Source organism: Streptomyces sp. CBMA156, from assembly GCF_014596515.1.
Classification (GTDB): Bacteria; Actinomycetota; Actinomycetes; order Streptomycetales; family Streptomycetaceae; genus Kitasatospora.
In genome coordinates this window covers 1-17,833 of the sequence record NZ_MSJQ01000044.1, presented here as the reverse complement: position 1 = coordinate 17,833, position 17,833 = coordinate 1, and the positions used below count along the sequence as shown (strand labels likewise).

General features: G+C 73.7%; 16 protein-coding genes. 9 read left to right on the top strand and 7 right to left on the bottom strand.

What is annotated here, in order from left to right; genetic code table 11:
• The first annotated feature begins 70 nt into the window (after positions 1–70).
• The 7 genes from BU198_RS03230 (at position 71) to BU198_RS03200 (ending at position 8,436) form a co-directional block, all read left to right on the top strand.
• Positions 71–1,222: a DegT/DnrJ/EryC1/StrS family aminotransferase gene (locus BU198_RS03230; RefSeq protein WP_188295287.1), complete on the top strand. Its 1,152-nt coding sequence runs from the start codon at positions 71–73 to the stop codon at positions 1,220–1,222.
• A gap of 79 nt (positions 1,223–1,301) precedes the next feature.
• Positions 1,302–1,760 (top strand): NUDIX hydrolase, encoded by a 459-nt coding sequence (locus tag BU198_RS03225; RefSeq protein ID WP_317619938.1) that lies wholly within the window; start codon positions 1,302–1,304, stop codon positions 1,758–1,760.
• Positions 1,757–2,707 carry an inositol monophosphatase family protein gene (locus tag BU198_RS03220; RefSeq protein WP_188295285.1) on the top strand — a complete coding sequence of 317 codons (951 nt, stop codon included), beginning with the start codon at positions 1,757–1,759 and terminating at the stop codon, positions 2,705–2,707. Before BU198_RS03225 ends, BU198_RS03220 begins: the two co-directional genes overlap by 4 nt.
• 4 nt (positions 2,708–2,711) lie before the next feature.
• Positions 2,712–4,058, top strand: coding sequence for an MFS transporter (locus tag BU198_RS03215; protein ID WP_188295284.1), 1,347 nt, complete (start codon positions 2,712–2,714; stop codon positions 4,056–4,058).
• 111 nt (positions 4,059–4,169) lie between these two features.
• Positions 4,170–7,094 (top strand): carbamoyl phosphate synthase large subunit, encoded by a 2,925-nt coding sequence (carB, locus tag BU198_RS03210; RefSeq protein ID WP_188295283.1) that lies wholly within the window; start codon positions 4,170–4,172, stop codon positions 7,092–7,094.
• 81 nt (positions 7,095–7,175) lie between these two features.
• Positions 7,176–7,658, top strand: coding sequence for a GNAT family N-acetyltransferase (locus BU198_RS03205; protein WP_188295282.1), 483 nt, complete (start codon positions 7,176–7,178; stop codon positions 7,656–7,658).
• A 253-nt stretch (positions 7,659–7,911) separates the two neighbouring features.
• Positions 7,912–8,436, top strand: a complete 525-nt coding sequence (locus tag BU198_RS03200) for a peptidylprolyl isomerase (protein WP_188295281.1) — start codon at positions 7,912–7,914, stop codon at positions 8,434–8,436.
• A gap of 120 nt (positions 8,437–8,556) precedes the next feature.
• Here BU198_RS03200 and BU198_RS03195 read toward each other — a convergent pair whose 3' ends face one another.
• From BU198_RS03195 to BU198_RS03185, 3 genes are all read right to left on the bottom strand, one after another.
• Positions 8,557–9,942: a cellulose binding domain-containing protein gene (locus BU198_RS03195; RefSeq protein ID WP_188295280.1), complete on the bottom strand. Its 1,386-nt coding sequence runs from the start codon at positions 9,940–9,942 to the stop codon at positions 8,557–8,559.
• A 333-nt stretch (positions 9,943–10,275) separates the two neighbouring features.
• Positions 10,276–10,890 carry an RICIN domain-containing protein gene (locus tag BU198_RS03190; RefSeq protein ID WP_188295279.1) on the bottom strand — a complete coding sequence of 205 codons (615 nt, stop codon included), beginning with the start codon at positions 10,888–10,890 and terminating at the stop codon, positions 10,276–10,278.
• A gap of 35 nt (positions 10,891–10,925) precedes the next feature.
• The gene (locus tag BU198_RS03185; protein WP_188295278.1) at positions 10,926–11,564 is read right to left on the bottom strand and encodes a hypothetical protein; all 639 of its coding nucleotides are present in this window, start codon (positions 11,562–11,564) and stop codon (positions 10,926–10,928) included.
• Positions 11,565–11,807: 243 nt separating this feature from the next.
• Here BU198_RS03185 and BU198_RS03180 point away from each other — a divergent pair, with 243 nt between their 5' ends.
• The gene (locus BU198_RS03180; protein ID WP_188295277.1) at positions 11,808–13,037 is read left to right on the top strand and encodes a sensor histidine kinase; all 1,230 of its coding nucleotides are present in this window, start codon (positions 11,808–11,810) and stop codon (positions 13,035–13,037) included.
• Entirely contained in the window at positions 13,034–13,636 is a 603-nt protein-coding gene (locus BU198_RS03175) for a response regulator (RefSeq protein ID WP_188295276.1), read from the top strand. Before BU198_RS03180 ends, BU198_RS03175 begins: the two co-directional genes overlap by 4 nt.
• 152 nt (positions 13,637–13,788) lie before the next feature.
• Here the strand turns inward: BU198_RS03175 and BU198_RS03170 are convergent, their stop codons facing one another.
• The 4 genes from BU198_RS03170 to BU198_RS03155 form a co-directional block, all read right to left on the bottom strand.
• Positions 13,789–15,120, bottom strand: coding sequence for an alkaline phosphatase family protein (locus BU198_RS03170; RefSeq protein ID WP_411293131.1), 1,332 nt, complete (start codon positions 15,118–15,120; stop codon positions 13,789–13,791).
• A 56-nt stretch (positions 15,121–15,176) separates the two neighbouring features.
• On the bottom strand, positions 15,177–16,355 hold the full coding sequence (eboE, locus tag BU198_RS03165) for a metabolite traffic protein EboE (RefSeq protein WP_188295274.1): 1,179 nt from the start codon (positions 16,353–16,355) through the stop codon (positions 15,177–15,179).
• Positions 16,356–16,380: 25 nt separating this feature from the next.
• Positions 16,381–17,241 (bottom strand): TatD family hydrolase, encoded by an 861-nt coding sequence (locus tag BU198_RS03160; protein WP_188295273.1) that lies wholly within the window; start codon positions 17,239–17,241, stop codon positions 16,381–16,383.
• Positions 17,241–17,833, bottom strand: a 593-nt coding sequence (locus BU198_RS03155; protein WP_223243860.1) for an EboA domain-containing protein, incomplete at its 5' end; no start/stop codon positions are given. The genes BU198_RS03160 and BU198_RS03155, both read right to left, overlap by 1 nt.

Genomic DNA, 17,833 nt, shown 5'->3' with positions numbered 1-17,833 from the left:
CGCGACCGAAGGCCCCGACCGGACGCCCCGACCGAACGCCGTCGACGACCAAGCCCTGAGGAGCCCTCCCATGACGCAGATCCCGCAGAGCACCGTCCGCCCACCACGCTTCCCCGAACTCGTCCCGCTGGCGCGCCCGACCATCGACCTCGACGCCGGGATGGGCCCCGCCTTCCAGGAGATCCTCCGGTCCGGCATGCTCACCAACGGCCGGCACGTCCGCGAGTTCGAGGAGGCCGCGGCCGGCTACCTCGGCGTCGCCAGTGCCGTGGCGGTGAGCAACTGCACGACCGGCCTGATGCTCGTGCTGCGCTGCCTGGACCTGACCGGCGACATCGCGGTCCCGAGCTTCACGTTCATGGCGTCCGGCCACGCCGTCGACTGGGCGGGGCACGGCGTACGGTTCGCCGAGTCCCACCCCCGCACCTGGACCCTCGACCCGGAGGCCCTGGCCCCGGTGGTCCCGGACGTGGCGGGTGTGATGGGGATGCACACCTTCGGAGCCCCGTGCGACGCGGACCGGTTGCAGGAACTGTGCGACTCCCGGGGCATCCCGCTGATCTTCGACGCCGCGCACGGCTTCGGCAGCCGCTACCCCGACGGGAGCATGGTCGGCAGCAAGGGCGTGGCCGAGGTGTTCAGCCTCAGCCCGACGAAGACCCTCAGCACCGGGGAGGGCGGGCTGATCGCCACGAACGACACGGCACTGGCCGCCAGGCTCCGGACGGCCAGGGAGTACGGGAACCCCGGAGACTACGACAGCCGCGTCATCGGGCTCAACGGCCGGATGACGGAGGTGTCCGGACTCATGGGGACGCACGCGCTCAGGTCCCTGCCGCGCTGGCTCGACGTCAGGAGGGCCCTGGTGGAGCGCTACCGCTCGCGCCTGGCCGGCCTGCCCGGCCTGGATTTCCAGCAGCTCCCGGCCGGTGCGGCGAGTTCGTACAAGGACCTCGGGATCCGCGTCGACGGTGCGCGGTTCGGGATGAGCCGCGACGCGCTGTCCGAGCGCCTGCACCGGGAGAACGTCAGCAACCGCCGGTACTTCAGCCCCGCGCTGCACCAGCAGACCGCCTACCGGGGCGTTCCCGTCGGCACGGAGCTCTCCGTGACCGAGGAACTGGCGTCGAGCGTGATCACGCTGCCGCTCTTCTCACATATGCCCGCGGATCTCGTCGATGAGATCTGCGATCTTGTCACCGAGCTCCACACGTCCGGCTGAGCCGTCGCCACGTCGGCGGAGCGGGCGGGCAACGACTGGCCAACGATCCGGCACAGCACAGAAGTGGTGGTACAGCATCGTGAACGACTACGTGTCAGACCTGCGCAGGCTGGTGGGAACCCGGCCGCTGATCCTCCCCGGGACCTCGGTCGTGGTGACCGACCCGGCCGGCCGGATCCTGCTCCTGGAGAGGGCCGACACCGGCGGCTGGGGACTGCCCGGCGGACTCATGGAGCCCGGGGAATCCTTCGAGGAGACCGGGCGGCGCGAGCTGAAGGAGGAGACCGGTCTGGAGGTCGGCGAGCTGCACCTGCTCGGGGTCTTCTCCGGAGTGGAGTACTACTACCGCTACCCGCACGGCGACGAGATCTACAACGTCACCGCCGCCTACACGGCCAGGCTGCCGCAGGACGCCGTGGTCGCCCTGGACACCACCGAGAACAGCGCCTGGCGCTTCTTCGCCCCGGACGAGATCCCGGACACCGTGATCAGCCCGGAACGCCCCATCCTCGCCCGGTACACGCAGGCCGAGCAGTGAGCCCGCCCGCCGCGGACTACACGGAGTTCATCGGCTCCGTCCTGAGTGAGGCGTCCGAGCTGGCCGTCCGGATGCGCGGCAGCGGCCCGGGCACGGACGGGGGCCCGGTCCGGGACACGGCCCGGGGCACGGTCAAGCCGGAGGACGAGAACCAGATCGTCACCGACGCCGACCTGGCCCTCGGCGCACTGCTGACCGGGCGGATCGCCGACCGGTACCCGGGGCACGCGATCCTGGAGGAGGAGAGCGGCGCGACCCCGGGCGACCAGGAGGTCACCTGGGTCGTCGACCCGCTGGACGGCACCAGCAACTACGCCGCCGGCAGCCCCCTGTTCGGGGTGATGGTGGCGGCGGTCGGCCCCCGGGGGGTGCTCGCGGGCGGACTGGCGCTGCCCGCGTTCGGCACCGTGTACGTCGCCCGGACCGGCCGCGGCGCCACCCGGAACGGGCGCCCGCTCGGACCGCTCCCGGCCACCGGGCCCGGCCGCGCGCTGGTGGCCTACGGGATGGACAAGGGCCCGGCCGAGCTGATGGCCGCCGAAGGCCGGCTCGTGGCCGCCATCGGGTCGACCTGCCTCGGGGTCCGGATGAGCAACAGCGTCTTCGACATCTGCATGGTGGCCGACGGCGCCTACGCGGCGTTCGTCCACCGCGGCTGCCGGATCTGGGACGTGGCGGCCGCCGTCTGCGTCCTCCGGGAATGCGGCGGGATCTGCACCGATCTGCAGGGCCGGCCCCTGGACCTCACCCGCCCCTTCGACAAGGCGGACCAGGTCTTCGAGGTCTGCCTCGCTTCGGCCGACATGCACCCCTCCCTGCTGGCCGCGGTGCGAGCGGCGGCCGTCGACGGCGCGGTGACGGCCGACGGCGATGCGCCGGCGGCCGGGGGCTACGCGACGGCCGAGGGCTACGCGGCGGCACGCGGCCCCGCGGACCGAAGGGACTGACCCCGTGAACCCCACCCCCGCCGCCCGGCCAGGACAGGACGCCGGAGTCAGCCTCCTGGCCGTCCTCAAGGGAGTGACCGGCGGCTACGACGCCAGCGCCATGGCCGGCGCGCTGCTGCTGGTCACGGACCACTTCAGGCTCACCACCGCCCAGCAGGGCTCGCTGTACGCCGCGACCTCGGCCGGCTGGATCGCCGGCGTGCTGCTGGGCAGCAGACTGGTCGTCACCCTCGGCCGCCGCGCCACCCTGATCTGGCTGGCACTGCTCTACGTGGCGGCCACCGCGCTGGCCGTCACCGCGCAGAACGTGGTGTGGATGGACGCCAGCCGGCTCGTCCAGGGCACCATGATGGGCGTCGCGATCGTGGCGATGCCCATCTTCATCGCCGAATCCGTCTCCACCCGCGCCCGCGGTCGCATCGCCGTCCTGTACCAGGTGGCGACGTCCTTCGGATGCGCGCTGGGCTACCTCTGCGGCTACCTCCTGATGGGCAGCGGGCAGTGGCGACTGATGCTCGCGATTCCCGGCGTCCTCGCCCTCGCCAGCACCGTGCTGCTGACCCGGCTCCCGGAGACCGAGCGCTGGCACCAGCTCCGGCGGGAACGGCTGGCGGGCCCGGCCGCCGGAGCCCCGCGCGGGCCGGGCACCCTGCGCACCATGCTCGGCCCCCGCTACCGGACGCTGACGGTCTTCGTCGTCGTCCTGGGCTTCTTCGTCCAGGCCACCGGCATCAACGCGGTGGTGTTCTTCGGCCCGCGGATCTTCCAGCACATGGGCTACACGGACTCCTTCGGACTGCTCGTGCTGCCGGGCCTGGTCCAACTCGCGGGCGCCGCGGCGGCGTTGGTCTGCGCCCTGACGATCGACCGGTTCAACCGCTTCGGACGGCGGCCCGCCCTGCTCGCGGGCACCGCCCTGATGGCCCTGGGACAGGCGCTGATGGTGGTCATGTTCGCCGCCGACGCCGCCGCGGTCGTCGGTCTCCTCGGCCTGGTCGTCTTCATCGTCGGGTTCAACTTCGGCTTCGGATCGGTGGTGTGGATCTTCGCCGCCGAGGGCTTCCCGGACCATCTGCGCGGCGCCGGAGCGTCGGCGATGCTGCTGACGAACCTCACCGCGAACCTGCTCGTCGCCCAGTTCTTCCTCGGCCTGCTCGACGCCGTCGGCGGGATGCTGACGTTCGTGGTCCTGCTCGGCGTCACCGTCCTGTCCTGGCTCTTCGTGTACGCGCTGGCGCCGGAGACGAAGGGGCGCTCCCTGGACGAGGTCCAGTCCTACTGGGAGAACGGCCGGCGCTGGACGGTCCCGGACGACCGGCCGGTCACCGATGACGCCCCCGTCCGCACCTGACCCCGCCCGTACCCGGGCCCCTGCGCACCTGCCGTCGTCCGTACCCGACCCCGTGCGCACGGTGCCCCGGGGAAGGCCGTCCGACCGGAACCAGAAAGGGAGGTGGGACCCGTGCCACGGCGCAGTGCACCGGGGTCGGTGCTGGTGGTCGGACCCGGGCCGGTCACCACCGGCCAGGCAGCCGAACTCGACTCGGCGGGAACCCAGGCGTGCCGGGTGCTCAGGGAGGAGGGGCTCCGCGTCACGGTCGTCGACAGCAACCCGGCGACGATCACCACCGACCCCGAACTGGCCGACGCCACCTACCTGGAACCGGTGACGGCCGAGACCGTGGAGAAGGTCATCGCCAAGGAGCGGCCGGATGCCCTGCTGCCCACCGTCGGTGGGCGGACCGCACTGGCCATCGCGCTCGCCCTGCACGAGTCCGGAGTGCTCGCGCGCTACGGCGTCGAGCTGATCGGCGCCGGCATCGACGCCATCCGGGCCGCCCGGGACCGGGGCGCGTTCCGGCGGATCGCCCGGCGGGCCGGCGCCGAGGTGGCGCGTGGTGTGATCTGCCGATCGCCGGCGCAGTGTCAGGCGGCGGCGGACGACCTGGGCTACCCGGTGATCGTAGGGCCCGCCCACCACACGGGGGGCACCGGCCTGCGCGTCGCGCACGACCGGCGGGAGCTGTCCGCCCTGGCCGACACCGTGCTGATCGCGGGCCCAGCCGGCGAGGTGCTGCTGGAGGAATCCCTGCTCGGCTGGAAGGCGTTCGAGCTGGAGCTCCTGCGTGACCGCGACGGCGACATGGCCGTCGTCTGCTCGACCGAGTACCTGGAGCCGATGGGCAGCCACGCGGGCGACTTCATCGCGGTCACCCCGGCCATGACGCTCTCCGAACGGGACCACCGGCGGCTAAGCGACACCGCCGCGGCCGTGACGGCCGGGCTCGGCGTCACCGGCGGCTGCACCGTCCGGTTCGCGGTCGACCCACGCACCGGCCGGATGGCCGTGGTCGCGACGAAGCCCGTGGCGACCCGTTCCAGCGCGCCGGCCGCCACGGCCACCGGCCTCCCGCTCGCCCGGATCACGACCAGGCTGGCGCTCGGGCACACCTTGCGCGAACTCCACTTGCCCGAACGTCGCCTGAACGGGCTCCGCGACGAGACCATCGCGCAGCCCCCGCCCATCGGCGAGCCGAGCCCGGACCACGTGGTCGTCAGAGTGTCCCGGTTCGTGTCAGGGAGAGAGTCGGTGGCGATCGGCCGGTCCTTCCCCGAGGCTCTCAACAAGGCGCTGCGCCCGTTCGACACCGAGGGCGGCATCAACCAGATGCACCAGGTGCACCAGGCCATCCGGGCCGGTGCCACCGTCGACGAACTGACCGCTGCCACCGGCATCGACCCGTGGTTCCTGGAGCAGATCGCGCGCATCGAGCAGGTGGCGCGGCTGGTCGCCGAGGAGCGCGCCGCCGCCCTGCCGCAGACCCTGCGGCTGGCGAAGCGGTACGGCCTGTCGGACGCCCGGATCGCCCGGCTGCGCGGGATGTCGGAGGAGGCGGTGCGGGAGCTGCGCCGGGTCCTCGGCATCCGCCCCGCGTACCCCGCCACCTCGGCCGGATGCCGCTACTCCAGCTACGCCGCGGAGACCGAGGCACTCTCGCGGCCGTCCACCGAAACCCCACCGAAGATCATCATCCTGGGTGGAGGGCCGACCCGGACCGGCCACGGCATCGACTCCGACTACCTGCGCGCACACGCGGGATCCGCGCTCGCCGCCGCCGGTTACGACCCGGTCCTCGTCCACTGCACCCCGGCCTCCGGAGATGACGGCGGCCCCCGCCTGTACTGCGAGCCGCTCACCTTCGAGGACGTGCTCGAAGTGGTGGCCGCCGAGCGGGCGACCGGCGAGGTTGCCGGAGTGCTGCTGCACCTGGGCGGCGAGACCCCGCTCGGCCTCGCCGCCCGGCTCGCCGAGGCCGGCGTGCCGATCGTGGGGACCCCAGCGGCCTCCCCGCCGCTCCCGGACCCGCCGCACCGGCTTCCGGACGACGCCACGGTGGTCGACGTCGACGCCCTCTTCGACGGCAAGGAACTGTACGTGGGCGGCATCACGGAGCACGTCGAGGGCGAGCACGGCCACTCCGGCGACCCGGCCTGCACCCTGCCGCCCGTCACCCTAGGCCGCGCCGACCTCGCCCGGATCCGCGAGTCCACCGAGGCACTGGCCACCCGGATCGGCGCCCACGGGCTGATCACCGTCCGGTTCGCCCTGGCCGCCGGACTGCTGCACGTGCGCGGGGCGCGCCCGGGGGCGGGCCGCACCGTGCCGTTCGTGTCGAAGGCCACCGGCGTGCCGCTGGCCAGGGCCGCGGTCCGGATCATGCTGGGAGCCGGCATCGCCGAACTCCGCGCCGACGGGACACTGCCGGCCGCCGGCGACGGTGGAACACCGCCGCCGGGCACGGCGATCGCGGTCAGGGCGACGGCGCTGCCACGGCCCGGATTCCGTACGGGCGAAGGCGGCTGCCCGGCCACCTCACCCGCCTCGGAGACGGCCGTCACCGGTGAGGTGATGGGCATCGCCGCCGGTTTCGGCGCGGCCTACGCGAAGGCGCGGGCCGCCGCCCACCCCCGGCTCCCCGCCAAAGGGCGGGCCCTGGTGTCGATCGCCGACCGCGACAAGCGGGCCATGGTGCTGCCGCTGAAGGTGCTCGCCGACACCGGCTTCGAGATCCTGGCCACCGAGGGAACCGCGGACGTCCTGCGGCGCAACGGCGTTCCCGCCAGGACCGTCCGCAGCACCGGTGCCGTCGACCGCATCCTGGCAGGCGAGCCGGACCTCATCGTCACCACCCCGCGCACCGCACCCGCCCGGCCCGGAGACCCGGACGACGGCAGGGCCCTGCGCACCGCCGCGGCGATCCGGGGCATCCCGTGCGTCACGACGGTCCTGGGCCTGGCCGCCGCCGTCCAGGGCATCGAGGCCGAGAGCCGCGGCGCCTCGGGGGTGTCCTCCCTCCAGGAGTACGCGAAGAGGCGGGCGCGATGAACGGCCGGCCTGAGACCTGGGGTGGGCTGAGCGGTGCACCCGGTCCGTGGCGGCGGCCGGGCCTCGGGTAGCCTCCGGACGGTGACGTCTACGCAGGTGCGACTCGACCCGATGACCGAGGCCGAATTCCAGGCCTACTTCGCGCACATCGTGGCCAAGTACGCGGCCAGCAACGTGACTTCGGGCAACTGGACGGCCGAGGAGGCCGCGGCGAAGTCCGCGGAGAAGCTGGCCCAGCTGCTGCCCGACGGGCTCGCCACCGACGACACCCGTCTCTGTCTGGCCCGGGACGCCGTGAGCGGCGAGCGGGTGGGCATCTTCTGGCTGCACCTGCGCCCGCACGGCACGCAGACCGCGGCCTTCGTCCACGACATCGAGATCGACGCCGGGCTGCGCGGTCGAGGCTACGGCCGGGCGGTCATGCTCGCGGGCGCCGACCTCGCGCGTGAACTCGGCGCGGTACGGATCGGACTGCACGTCTTCGCGCACAACGAGACCGCGATCGCGCTGTACACCTCGCTCGGATTCGCCACCACCGACCTGGTCATGTCCCTGCCGCTGTGACGGACGGGGGATCGTGGCCGGCAGGCGGCGACGTGGGCTGATCGCTCATGTTCCTGGTGTCGCAGGGTGAACGGGCCCTCGCACGGGCGACCGTGCGGCCTGCTTCCGCCGGACCGGTGGGAGGCGCGGGCCTCCGACGGCGGGAGCTTCCCGGGGCCACTCGTGTGGGTGAGATGTCGTGTCGTCGGCCCGGGGCCGGTCCGGGCAGCCAGGAGACTGGCCGCGCCACATGGGCGACGACGGAAGGACCGACATGGCGGAAGAGCTGTACGCGACGCTGAAGACCAACAAGGGCGACATCGTGATCCGGCTGCTGCCGGACCACGCCCCCAAGACGGTCAAGAACTTCGTGGAACTCGCCACGGGCGAGCGGCAGTGGGTCGACCCGAACACGGGTCAACCGAGCAACGGGCCGCTGTACGACGGCACGGTGTTCCACCGGGTCATCGAGGGCTTCATGATCCAGGGCGGTGACCCGCTGGGCAACGGGACCGGTGGACCGGGGTACAAGTTCGCGGACGAGTTCCACCCGGACCTGGCGTTCACCAAGCCCTACCTGCTGGCCATGGCCAACGCCGGGCCCGGGACCAACGGTTCGCAGTTCTTCATCACCGTCGGGCCGACCACCTGGCTCACCGGCAAGCACACCATCTTCGGTGAGGTCGCCGACGCGGCCGGTCAGAAGGTCGTCGACGCCATCGCGACGTCGGAGACCGGCCGCAACGACCGCCCCGTGCAGGACGTCGTCATCGAGAAGGTCGTGATCGAGACCCGCTGAGCGGCGAGGACTCGGGGGCGATCCGCCCGGACGGCCGCCGTCGGCTCCGTGGAACGGAGCGGAGGCGCCAAGCCCGGTCGGATCGCCACCCGGAGGTACCGCGGCCCGGCGGCAGTCGGATCAGGACGCGGGGACCGAGTCGGTGAAGGACGTCCCCGCGGCGCGGTAGCCGGCCACGGCGGCGCCGACCTGGGCGGGTGTCAGCACCTGGTCCTTGACGTGCAGGACGTAGTCCACCTGCTCCTCGTAGGCGCGCTCCTCGGTGCCGGCCCGGCCGGTGAGGTCGGTGAGCCACTGGTTGAAGGCGATCACCATCGGCCGCTCGGGGAGGTAGCGGGCGTCGTGGCGGGCGAACTCGACCCCGTCGACGTAGTAGACGATGCCGCTGTCGTCGATGGTCAGGACGAGGTCGTGCCAGCCGTCGAACGAGGTGCGGGCCGTGGTGTACACGTTGTCGGAGCGCTCGGGGCCGTACGTCTCCCACGAGGTGGCGAAGAAGATGTTCGAGGTCTCGCCCCAGCCGCCGTTGGGCAGGTACTCGAAGTCGTACTCGGAGTAGTCGTCGGCCATCGGGGCCTTGAGGTCGTTGATCGTGAAGAAGCTCTGCACCAGGTGGTCGCCGTCGGGGCCGGAGACCGGGGCGTCGGAGAAGCGGACCCGGGCGGCGTACGTGCCGTTGCGGAACTTCGTGGCCTGGCTGTGGAACTCGCTCTGCCGGGTGGACTCCGCGGTGCCGGCGGTCGTGGTCCGCAGGGTCATCACCGAGTTCCCGGCCGCCTTGGCGAAGGTGACGTTCTCGGGCGCCCAGGCCGCCCCGCCCACGCCGGGACCGCCGCCGCCCGAGCGCGCGTTCCAGCCGTGGGCGGCTAGCGCCGGGTCGTCGTGGCCGGCGTAGTCGAGGTCGTCGAAGAGCACCGCACCGGTCGGGACGGTCGGCGCGGTCGGGGCGGTGCCCCAGACCTGGGCGCCGGCGACGCTGGCGGTGACCTTGGCCCAGTTCGCGTACCCGGTCTGGGTGTTGCCGAAGGAGTAGTCGTCGCCCTGCTCCACCGACTGCCAGTCGGATCGGTGGAAGCGCAGTTGCAGGTCCCCGCTGTCCGCCCCGGGGGCCAGCGTGCCGGCGCCCGCGGTGAAGCCGATCTCCAGGTAGCGGTCGGCGGCCGCACCCGGCTCACCGATGGTGCCGAAGGTGCCCGTGACGTTGGCGCAGCCCCGGACGGCCCAGTCGCAGGCGAAGCGGTAGGCGGCCGAGGGGGAGTCGGCCTTGAAGTAGTAGCGCAGCCTGACCTGGTTCAGGGCGACCGGCGCGGAGCCGGTGTTGACGACCTTGAGCCACGGCGCGGCCTGGGCGGTGCCGCTGCCGCCGTTGCGGTACTGCACGGCGAGGGTCTCGCCGGCGGCGGCCGCCGGCAGTGCGCCGAGGAGGCTCGCGCCGAGCCCGGCGGCGACGGCGGCGGCGAGCGCCGCGCGAACGCGGGGGCGTCGGTGGGTGGTTCGGGTGCTCACGGGGTGGGGTTCCTCTCCTGACGTGGGGGCGGCGCGCGGCACCGGCGGAGGGGAGCCCGGTTTCACCTCGGGTCGAGCGGTGGGGGGAGGTGGTGGCGGGCCGCGCGATCAGAAAGTGGCATAGACCAATTTCCCCGTCAACCCCGCACCGCCCGATCGGCCGGAACGCGGCCGTCCGCCCCGCGGAGTGGCTGATAGCAGGAACACCCGCCCCGGCAGCGGCGAGTGGCCACCCCGCCCTTCGACGCCGTCCTCCCCGGTGGCCCCGGGTCATCGGCGGTGTGGGGCCCGGGGCCGGCCGCGTGGGCCGGACCCCGGGGTCGGGCGGGGCCGTCACGCGGCGAGGTGCTCCAGCGTGAACACGGTGGCCCGGTTGGAGAACTGGGCCAGCGCCGAACCCGTGCTGCCGGCCTGGTCGGCGAGGGCCGCGAAGAAACCGCTGTGCGAGAGCCGGATCAGCACCTGGTCGGAGCCGGGCGCGAGGGGCGTGAAGTGCAGGATCTGGTTGTTGTAGATCCACCCCGTGCAGTCGAACACGTTGAGGTTGGCGCCTTCGCCCCCGCTGCCGCCGTCGTTCGGGTTCTGCTTCCACACGCCCAGGCACTCGCCTTCCTGCAGGCGGCTGCGGAGGATGAGCGACTGGTTGTCGGAGTTGAAGTGGCACAGCTTCCACTGCTGGTTGTAGTGGCCGGTGTCGGGGTTCTGGATGGCCTGTCCCCAGTCGCTCGCGAGGTTCCTCTCCACGAGCTGCCCGAACGGCGTCCTGATCCGGTAGTAGCCGTCGTCGCAGACGTAGCCGTGCCACTCGCTGGAGGCCGGCCCCTGGGGCGAGGCCGAGGCGGGGGCGGCGAGCAGGGTGAGGCCGGCCAGTGAGGCGAGGGCGGCGGCGCCGAGGGCGCGCAGTGCCGTGCCCTGGCGGGTGCTGGTGTGGCGCAGCGGGTTCGTCACGGTTTCCTCCGTCGTTGTCGGGTCGGTGGGTGTGGTCAGCAGCTGCTGAGGAGGAGTTGGGCGGCCCGGCGCACGGTGCCGGCCGGTTCGGCGGGCGCGCAGCCGACCGAGCCGATCTCCGGCGCCTCGTAGGTGGTGAAGGTCCCCGGGGTCGACGAGGTGGTGACCCAGACGCCGGTGGTGGGGCCGGTCTGGGCGCAGATGCGGTTGACGTACTGGCCGGAGACGACCCGGGTGCCGCGGTAGAGGCCGTAGCGGCCGGGGTCCTTGAGGGTCCAGGTGTCGCTGACGGTCTGGCTGACGGTGCTGGAGGTGGTCTTCTGGACCGAGAAGCCGACCTTGACCTCGACCTTGGCGAACAGGGCGCTCGCGCCGGCGGTGATCTCGGTCCTGTTGTCGACGGTGGTGGTCGCCGAGCTGACCCGGTTCAGGACGTCGGAGTGCTGGCCGACGCTGCCCGGGGTGACGTTGTAGATCAGGAAGTCGGTGACGAGGGGGGTGATCTGGAGGTTGAGGGGCTCCGTGACGGTGTGGTCCACGGTGGGGTTGCAGAGGGTCGGGAGGGTGTCGGCGTGGGCCGCGGGGGCCGTGCCGAGGCCCAGCAGGCCGACGGCGATCGCGGTGGTGGCGGAGGCGGCGAGGGTGCGCCGGCGCGTCCAGCGGGTGGTGGTCATCTCGGGCTCCTGGAGCGGTTGCGGAAGCACGGGTGGGTGCGCGGGCGCGACGACTTGCGCGCGCACGCCCGGGCGACGGGCTGCGTATGGCGAGAAGTCTTGTCGTGGCACACCCGCCGGCAGTAGTGGCTGATGCCATGAGCCGCTCGGGCCGTGTCACGGCCGAGGCATGACAACTGTCATGATCTTTTGGCTGGTTCGGGTGCAGACAGAGAGCGGACGCGGTCCCTAGGCTGACCGGACATGACCACCACAACCGCGGGGCCCGGTGCGGCCGAGCCGGGGCGGCTGGGCCGCCTCACCCGCTGGACGCTGCTCGCTCTGGGGCCCCTGTGGCTGCTGCTGGCCGCGAACGACACCGCCTTCAACCTGAGCCCCACGGGCCGGGCCGTGGCCGCCCCGGTCCTCGTGGCCGTCGGGGTCCAGCACACCCGGCTCACCCGTCGGGCGGTGCCGAGCGGCCTCCCGGGGCAGGGCTCCGGCGGTGACTCCGCCGCCGGCACCGGAGGGTGGTGGAACTTCCTGCTGCTGGCGGCGGCGATCGCGCTGTGGTGCGACAAGGCCGACCGCCCGTACACCGCGGTCGACTGGGCGATGCTGCCCGGCGCCATGGCGGCGGCGATGGCCCTGTCCCTGCCGGCCCGGGCACGCCGCCGGCTGCTCACGGCGGTCGCGCTGGGCGGCGCGGTCCTGGGCGAGGCGGTGGCGCAGTGGCGTCCGGACAACCCCTACCTGCCCGGGGTGCCGGCGGCGACCGGGGCGGGGATGGTGCTGTTCGTCGCCGGGGTGGAACTGATGCTGGCCCGGCTGTGGCGGGCGGTACTGGAGGCAGAGCAGGCACGCGAGGCCACGGCCGCCCTGGCCGTGGCGGAGGAGCGACTGCGGTTCGCCGCCGATCTGCACGACCTCCAGGGCCACCGGCTCCAGGCCATCACGCTCAAGGGCGAGTTGGCCGAGCGACTGATCGGCCGCAGCGACCACGAGGCGCGCGCCCAGCTCCGGGCGATCACCGAACTGGCCCGCTCCGCCCTGGAGGAGTCCCGGGCCGTGGTCCACGGCTACCGGCGCGCCAGCCTGGGCACCGAACTGGCCAACGCCGCGGGGCTCCTGGAAGCCGCCGGGATCCGAACCACCGTCGACGGCGACGCCGCCCGCATCCCGCACCAGCTCCAGCCGGCCTTCGCGGCCCTGGTCCGCGAGGGTGTCACCAACATCCTCCGCCACAGCCGTGCCCGCCACTGCCGGATCACCGTCACCGCCACCGAGGGCCGGGTCGGCGTCCTGCTGCGCAACGACGGTGCCCCGGTCCTGCTGTGCGACGACGGTGCCCCGTCGCACTCCGGGGGCCCCGGCAGCGGCCTCGCCGGGTTGCGGGAACGCTTCAACGCCATCGGCGGGTACATCCGCGTCGCCGCCCACCCCGACGGCCGCTTCGAACTGGCCGGCCACGTCCACCGGGAGGCCCCGGAGTGATCCGCATCCTGCTCGCCGACGACGAGGACCTCACCCGCGGCGCCCTCGCCGCACTCCTCGACCTCGAACCCGACCTGACCGTCACCGCCCAGGCCGCCGACGGCCCCGCGGCAGTCGACGCCGCCACCCGCCACCCGATCGACATCGCCCTCCTGGACCTGGAGATGCCCCACCTCGACGGCATCTCCGCCGCCCAGGCCATCCGCCGCCTCCGCCCCGTCCCCACCGTCCTCGTCACCCGTCACGCCCGGCCGGGCGTCCTCCGCCGCGCCTTGGCAGCCGGTATCCAGGGCTTCGTGCCCAAGACCACCCCCGCCGACCGGCTGGCGGCCATCCTGCGGGACGTCCACACCGGTGGCCGCTACATCGACCACCGGCTCGCCACCCACGCCCTCACCGAGACCCCCTGCCCGCTGACCCGCCGCGAACTCGACGTCCTGCGCGCCGTCCACCACGGCCAGAGCATCAGCGCCCTGGCCGAACAGCACCACTTGGCCCCCGGTACCGTCCGCAACTACCTCTCCGGCGCCATCTCCAAGCTCTCCGTCCGCACCCGCCACGAGGCGGCACGCCGCGCCTGGGAGGAGGGGTGGATCTGACCCGGGTGTCGGACACCCTGTCAGGGCGGTATCGACGGCGGAGGACGGAACCCGGCCGCCCGGGTGGTGGGGGAGCGGTCGGACGCCTGCGTCACCGGTTCCCGGGGCGGGCCCCGATGGACGCGTGCGGCCGGGCCGTACGCCGGACCCGGTCAGCCCGCGAGGTGGAGGAGGAGCTCCGGCAGGTCGGTGGCCGCGTAGCGGGGCCGGAGGCAGGGGAGCCGGGTGGTGTCGGAGAGGAGGAGGACGGGGCCGTCGTCGGGGTGGTCGGGGAGGCGGCCGTGGCTGCCGCGGACGTGGCCGGCGTCGAGGGGGATGACGGAGAGGGTGGAGCGCAGGCCGAGCCGGCGGCGGGCGAGGGCGGTGGCGACGCGGAGTCCGACCAGGCGGTCGGCGGGGTCGAGGAGGAGCTCGGCGGGGTCGTAGCCGGGTTTGCGGTGGATGTCGACGCAGCGGGCGAAGTCCGGGGCGCGGGCGTCGTTGAGCCAGTAGTAGTAGGTGAACCAGGCGTCGGGTGCGGCGACGGCGACGAGTTCGCCCGCCCGGGCGTGGTCGAGTCCGTGCGCCGCCTTGCCGGCGGTGTCCAGGACGCGTTCCACGCCGGGCAGCGCCCGGACGAGGCCTTCCACCAGGGGCAGGTCGGCGGGGTCGCGCACGTAGACGTGGGCGACCTGGTGGTCGGCGACGGCGAACGCCCGCGACGTGGTCGGGTCGAGGTGCTCCATCCCGGCCTGCGCGTGCACCGCGAGGAGGCCGGCGGCGCGCAGCGCGCGGTTGATGTGCACCGGGTGGTCGACCGCGGTGATGCCGTATTCGGACAGGGCCACCACGGTGGTTCCGCGCTCGCGCGCCAGGTCGAGCAGCGGGGCGAGGACGGTGTCGAGGGCTCTGGCGGCCGCGGCGGCCTGGGGCGCGTATGGGCCGAAGCGCTGGAGGTCGTAGTCGAGGTGGGGCAGGTAGGCGAGGGTGAGGTCGGGGTCCGCGGTGCGGATGACGTGTTCGGTGGCCCGGGCGATCCACCGGCTGGAGGCGATGGAGGCGCGCGGGCCCCAGTAGTCGAAGAGCGGGAACGGGCCGAGGGCGTGGGTGAGTTCGTCGCGCAGGCCCGGTGGGGTGGTGTAGCAGTCGGGGGACTTGCGGCCGTCGGCGTGGTAGACGGGGCGCGGGGTGACGGTGATGTCGGTGCCCGCCCCCATGGCGTACCACCAGCAGATGTTGGCCACCCGGTACCCGGGGCGGGTCCGCCGGGCGGTGTCCCACACCTTCTCGCCCTGCACCAGCGCGTTGTGCTGGCGCCACAGCAGCACCTCGCCGAGGTCGCGGAAGTACCAGCCGTTCCCGACGATCCCGTGTCGGCTCGGGGGCAGGCCGGTCAGCAGGCTGGCCTGGACGGAGCAGGTGACCGCGGGGAAGACCGGGTCGAGGTGGGCGGTGTGCCCGCGGGTGGGGCTGTCCGGTCCGGCGACGGCGCGCAGGCGCGGCATGTGGCGCAGCAGGCGGGGGGTGAGCGCGGCGATGTCGAGTACCAGCAGGCGGGTGGTCACCGGGACCGCTCCCGTAGTCCGGCGGCGAGCAACTGGCCGCGGGTCCAGGTGAGTTCGGCGGCGATGCCGGTGATCAGGGCCTGGTCGTCGGCGGGCCGGTCCCGTTCCGGCAGCACCGACCAGGTGTAGGTCTCGACTTCCAGGTGGTCGGTGACGGGGCTCGGGCCGCGGAGGAGGGCGTGGACGGCGTCGGTCAGCACCGGTCCGGTCGCGGTGAGGGGCGGCTGGGGCTCGGCGTGCACGGGGACGTGGAAGTGCACCCGCCACGGCCCCGGGCCGGCCTGGTCGGCCGGGGTGCGGAGCGCCTGGCCGAGGTCGTCCCACCGCGCCGGGTGGGGGCCGTCCGGCCGGGCACGGGTCTGGTGCAGGAAGCGGGGCTCGGCGAAGCGGGCGAGGGCCCGGCGGACGGCGGGGTCGGACGGCTCGTCGGCTTGGAGGGCGCTGGAGAGCTGGGCCTTGACGACGGGCAGGCCGGCGGCGGCCAGGGCGCGTAGGGAGGATCGCGGGTCCTCGAAGTCGACGGCGAGGTGGCAGGTGTCCAGGCAGACGCCGATGCGCCGGGTGTCGAGGCCGGTGAGCCGCGCGCAGGCGTCGCGCACGGTGGAGACCACGCACCCGGGCTCGGGTTCCAGGCCGGCCCGGACGGTGCGGCCGGTGCGGGCTTCGAGTTTGGCGAGGCCTTCGGCCAGCGCGTCCAGGCCGCGCCGGGCGAGGTCCTGGCGTTCGGGGGTCCAGCCGGTGCGCCAGCCCAGGGGGAGGGTGGAGACGCTGCCGCGGGCGGCGTCGTCGGGCAGCAGCGCGGCGAGGACCCTGGCCAGGTCGAGGGTGTAGGCGAGGCGGGCCGGTTCGCTCCAGTCCGGCCGGTAGACGGCGCGTTTGACGACGGGCTGGTGGAAGCCGCGGTAGGGGAAGCCGTTGAGGGTGACGACTTCGAGCCCGCGCGTGGTCAGTTCGCGGCGCAGCCGGGTCAGGCCCGTCTCGTCGGTGGCCAGGGTGCGGGCCACGTCGTGGGCGAGCCAGAGGCCGAGCCCGAGGGAGGGCGCCGCGAGGCGTTCGCGGACGGGTTCGGCGTAGCGGGCGAGCTGGCGCAGGATGCCGTCGAGGTCTTCGGCGGGGTGGACGTTGGTGCAGTAGGCGAGGTGGACGGTGCTGCCGTCGGGGTGGCACAGACGCATCGGGGCGGGCTCCTTGCTGCGGGGGCTATTCGCCGCCGCGGGCGATGGAGTTGCCGAGGTACACCGTGTCGCGGGGCTCCTCGCGGTCGTCAGGGGGCAGGTCGAGGCGTCCGCTCTGGCCGTAGAAGGCGACCGGGTTGCGCCACATCACCTCGTCGACCTGGTCGGCGGTGAAGCCCGCCGCGAGCATCGCCTCGGCCGTGCGCCGGGTCGCGAGCGGGTCGCTGCGGCCCCAGTCCGCGGCGGAGTTGACCAGCATCCGCCGGGTGCCGTGGCGCTCCAGTACCCGGACGACGCGCTGGGGGTCCATCTTGGTGTGGGGGTAGACGGAGAAGCCCATCCAGCAGCCGGTGTCGGCGACGTCGGCCACGGTGAGTTCGGTGAGGTGGTCGATCAGGACGCGTTCGGGGGCGATGCCGCTCTCGCGGAGCACGGCGAGGGTGCGGCGGGTGCCGACGGCCTTGTCCCGGTGGGGGGTGTGCACCAGGACGGGCAGGTCGTGGTCCATGGCGAGCCGGAGCTGGGTGGCGAGGGCGTGGTCCTCCTCCGGGGTGAGGGAGTCGTAGCCGACCTCGCCGACGGCGACGACCGCGTCCTTGTCGAGGTAGCGGGGCAGCAGGTCGAGGACGGCGGTGCAGCGCGGGTCGTTGGCCTCCTTGGGGTTGAGGGCCAGGGCGCAGTGGTGCCGGATGCCGAACTGGCCGGCGCGGAAGGGCTCCCAGCCGATGAGGGAGTCGAAGTAGTCGGTGAAGCTCGCGGCGGACGAGCGCGGCTGGCCCAGCCAGAACGCGGGTTCCACGACCGCGCGGATTCCGGCGTCGCGCATCGTCTGGTAGTCGTCGGTGGTGCGTGAGGTCATGTGGATGTGGGGGTCGAAGATGCGCATCAGGTCCCGGCCGGGTGAGGGGGCGGATGGGGGTCGGCCGCGGCCAGCGTCCGTACGTCGCTGGGCACGGGGCGTCCGGCGCTGGTGAGTTCGCGGGCGTGGGTGAGCGCCATCCGGGCCAGTTCGGCGTCGGCCCGGTGCGGCAGTCCGGCCACGGCCCGCAGCGGAACGCCGTGGTGCAGGCACTTGAGGACGGCCTCCCGGTAGGCGTGGGCCGTCAGGTGGCGGGCTCCGTAGGGGCCCAGGGCGGCGGCCAGCAGCCGGGGGTCGTTGCTGCGCAGCGCGTCGGCCACCAGGGGGAGGGCGTGGTCCCGCAGGCCGTGGGGGCCCCGCAGGTCGAGGGGGCCGAGTGCGCGGAGCACGCCGCGCCGTTCGGCGGCGTCGCCGCCGTGGTAGACGGCCGACGCCCGGGCAGCCGGGCCGTCGGCGTGGGCCGGGGCGGCGGCGAGCAGCAGGGTGCGTACGGCGTCGTCCACGGTCCAGGTCAGGGCTTCGGCGGGAACCGCGGGCGTCGTGGGGAGCGACGGCGTCGCCGCGAGCAGGGCCCGGCCGCCCCGCCGGCCGGCCTCGGCGAAGCGCCGGGGCAGGGCGG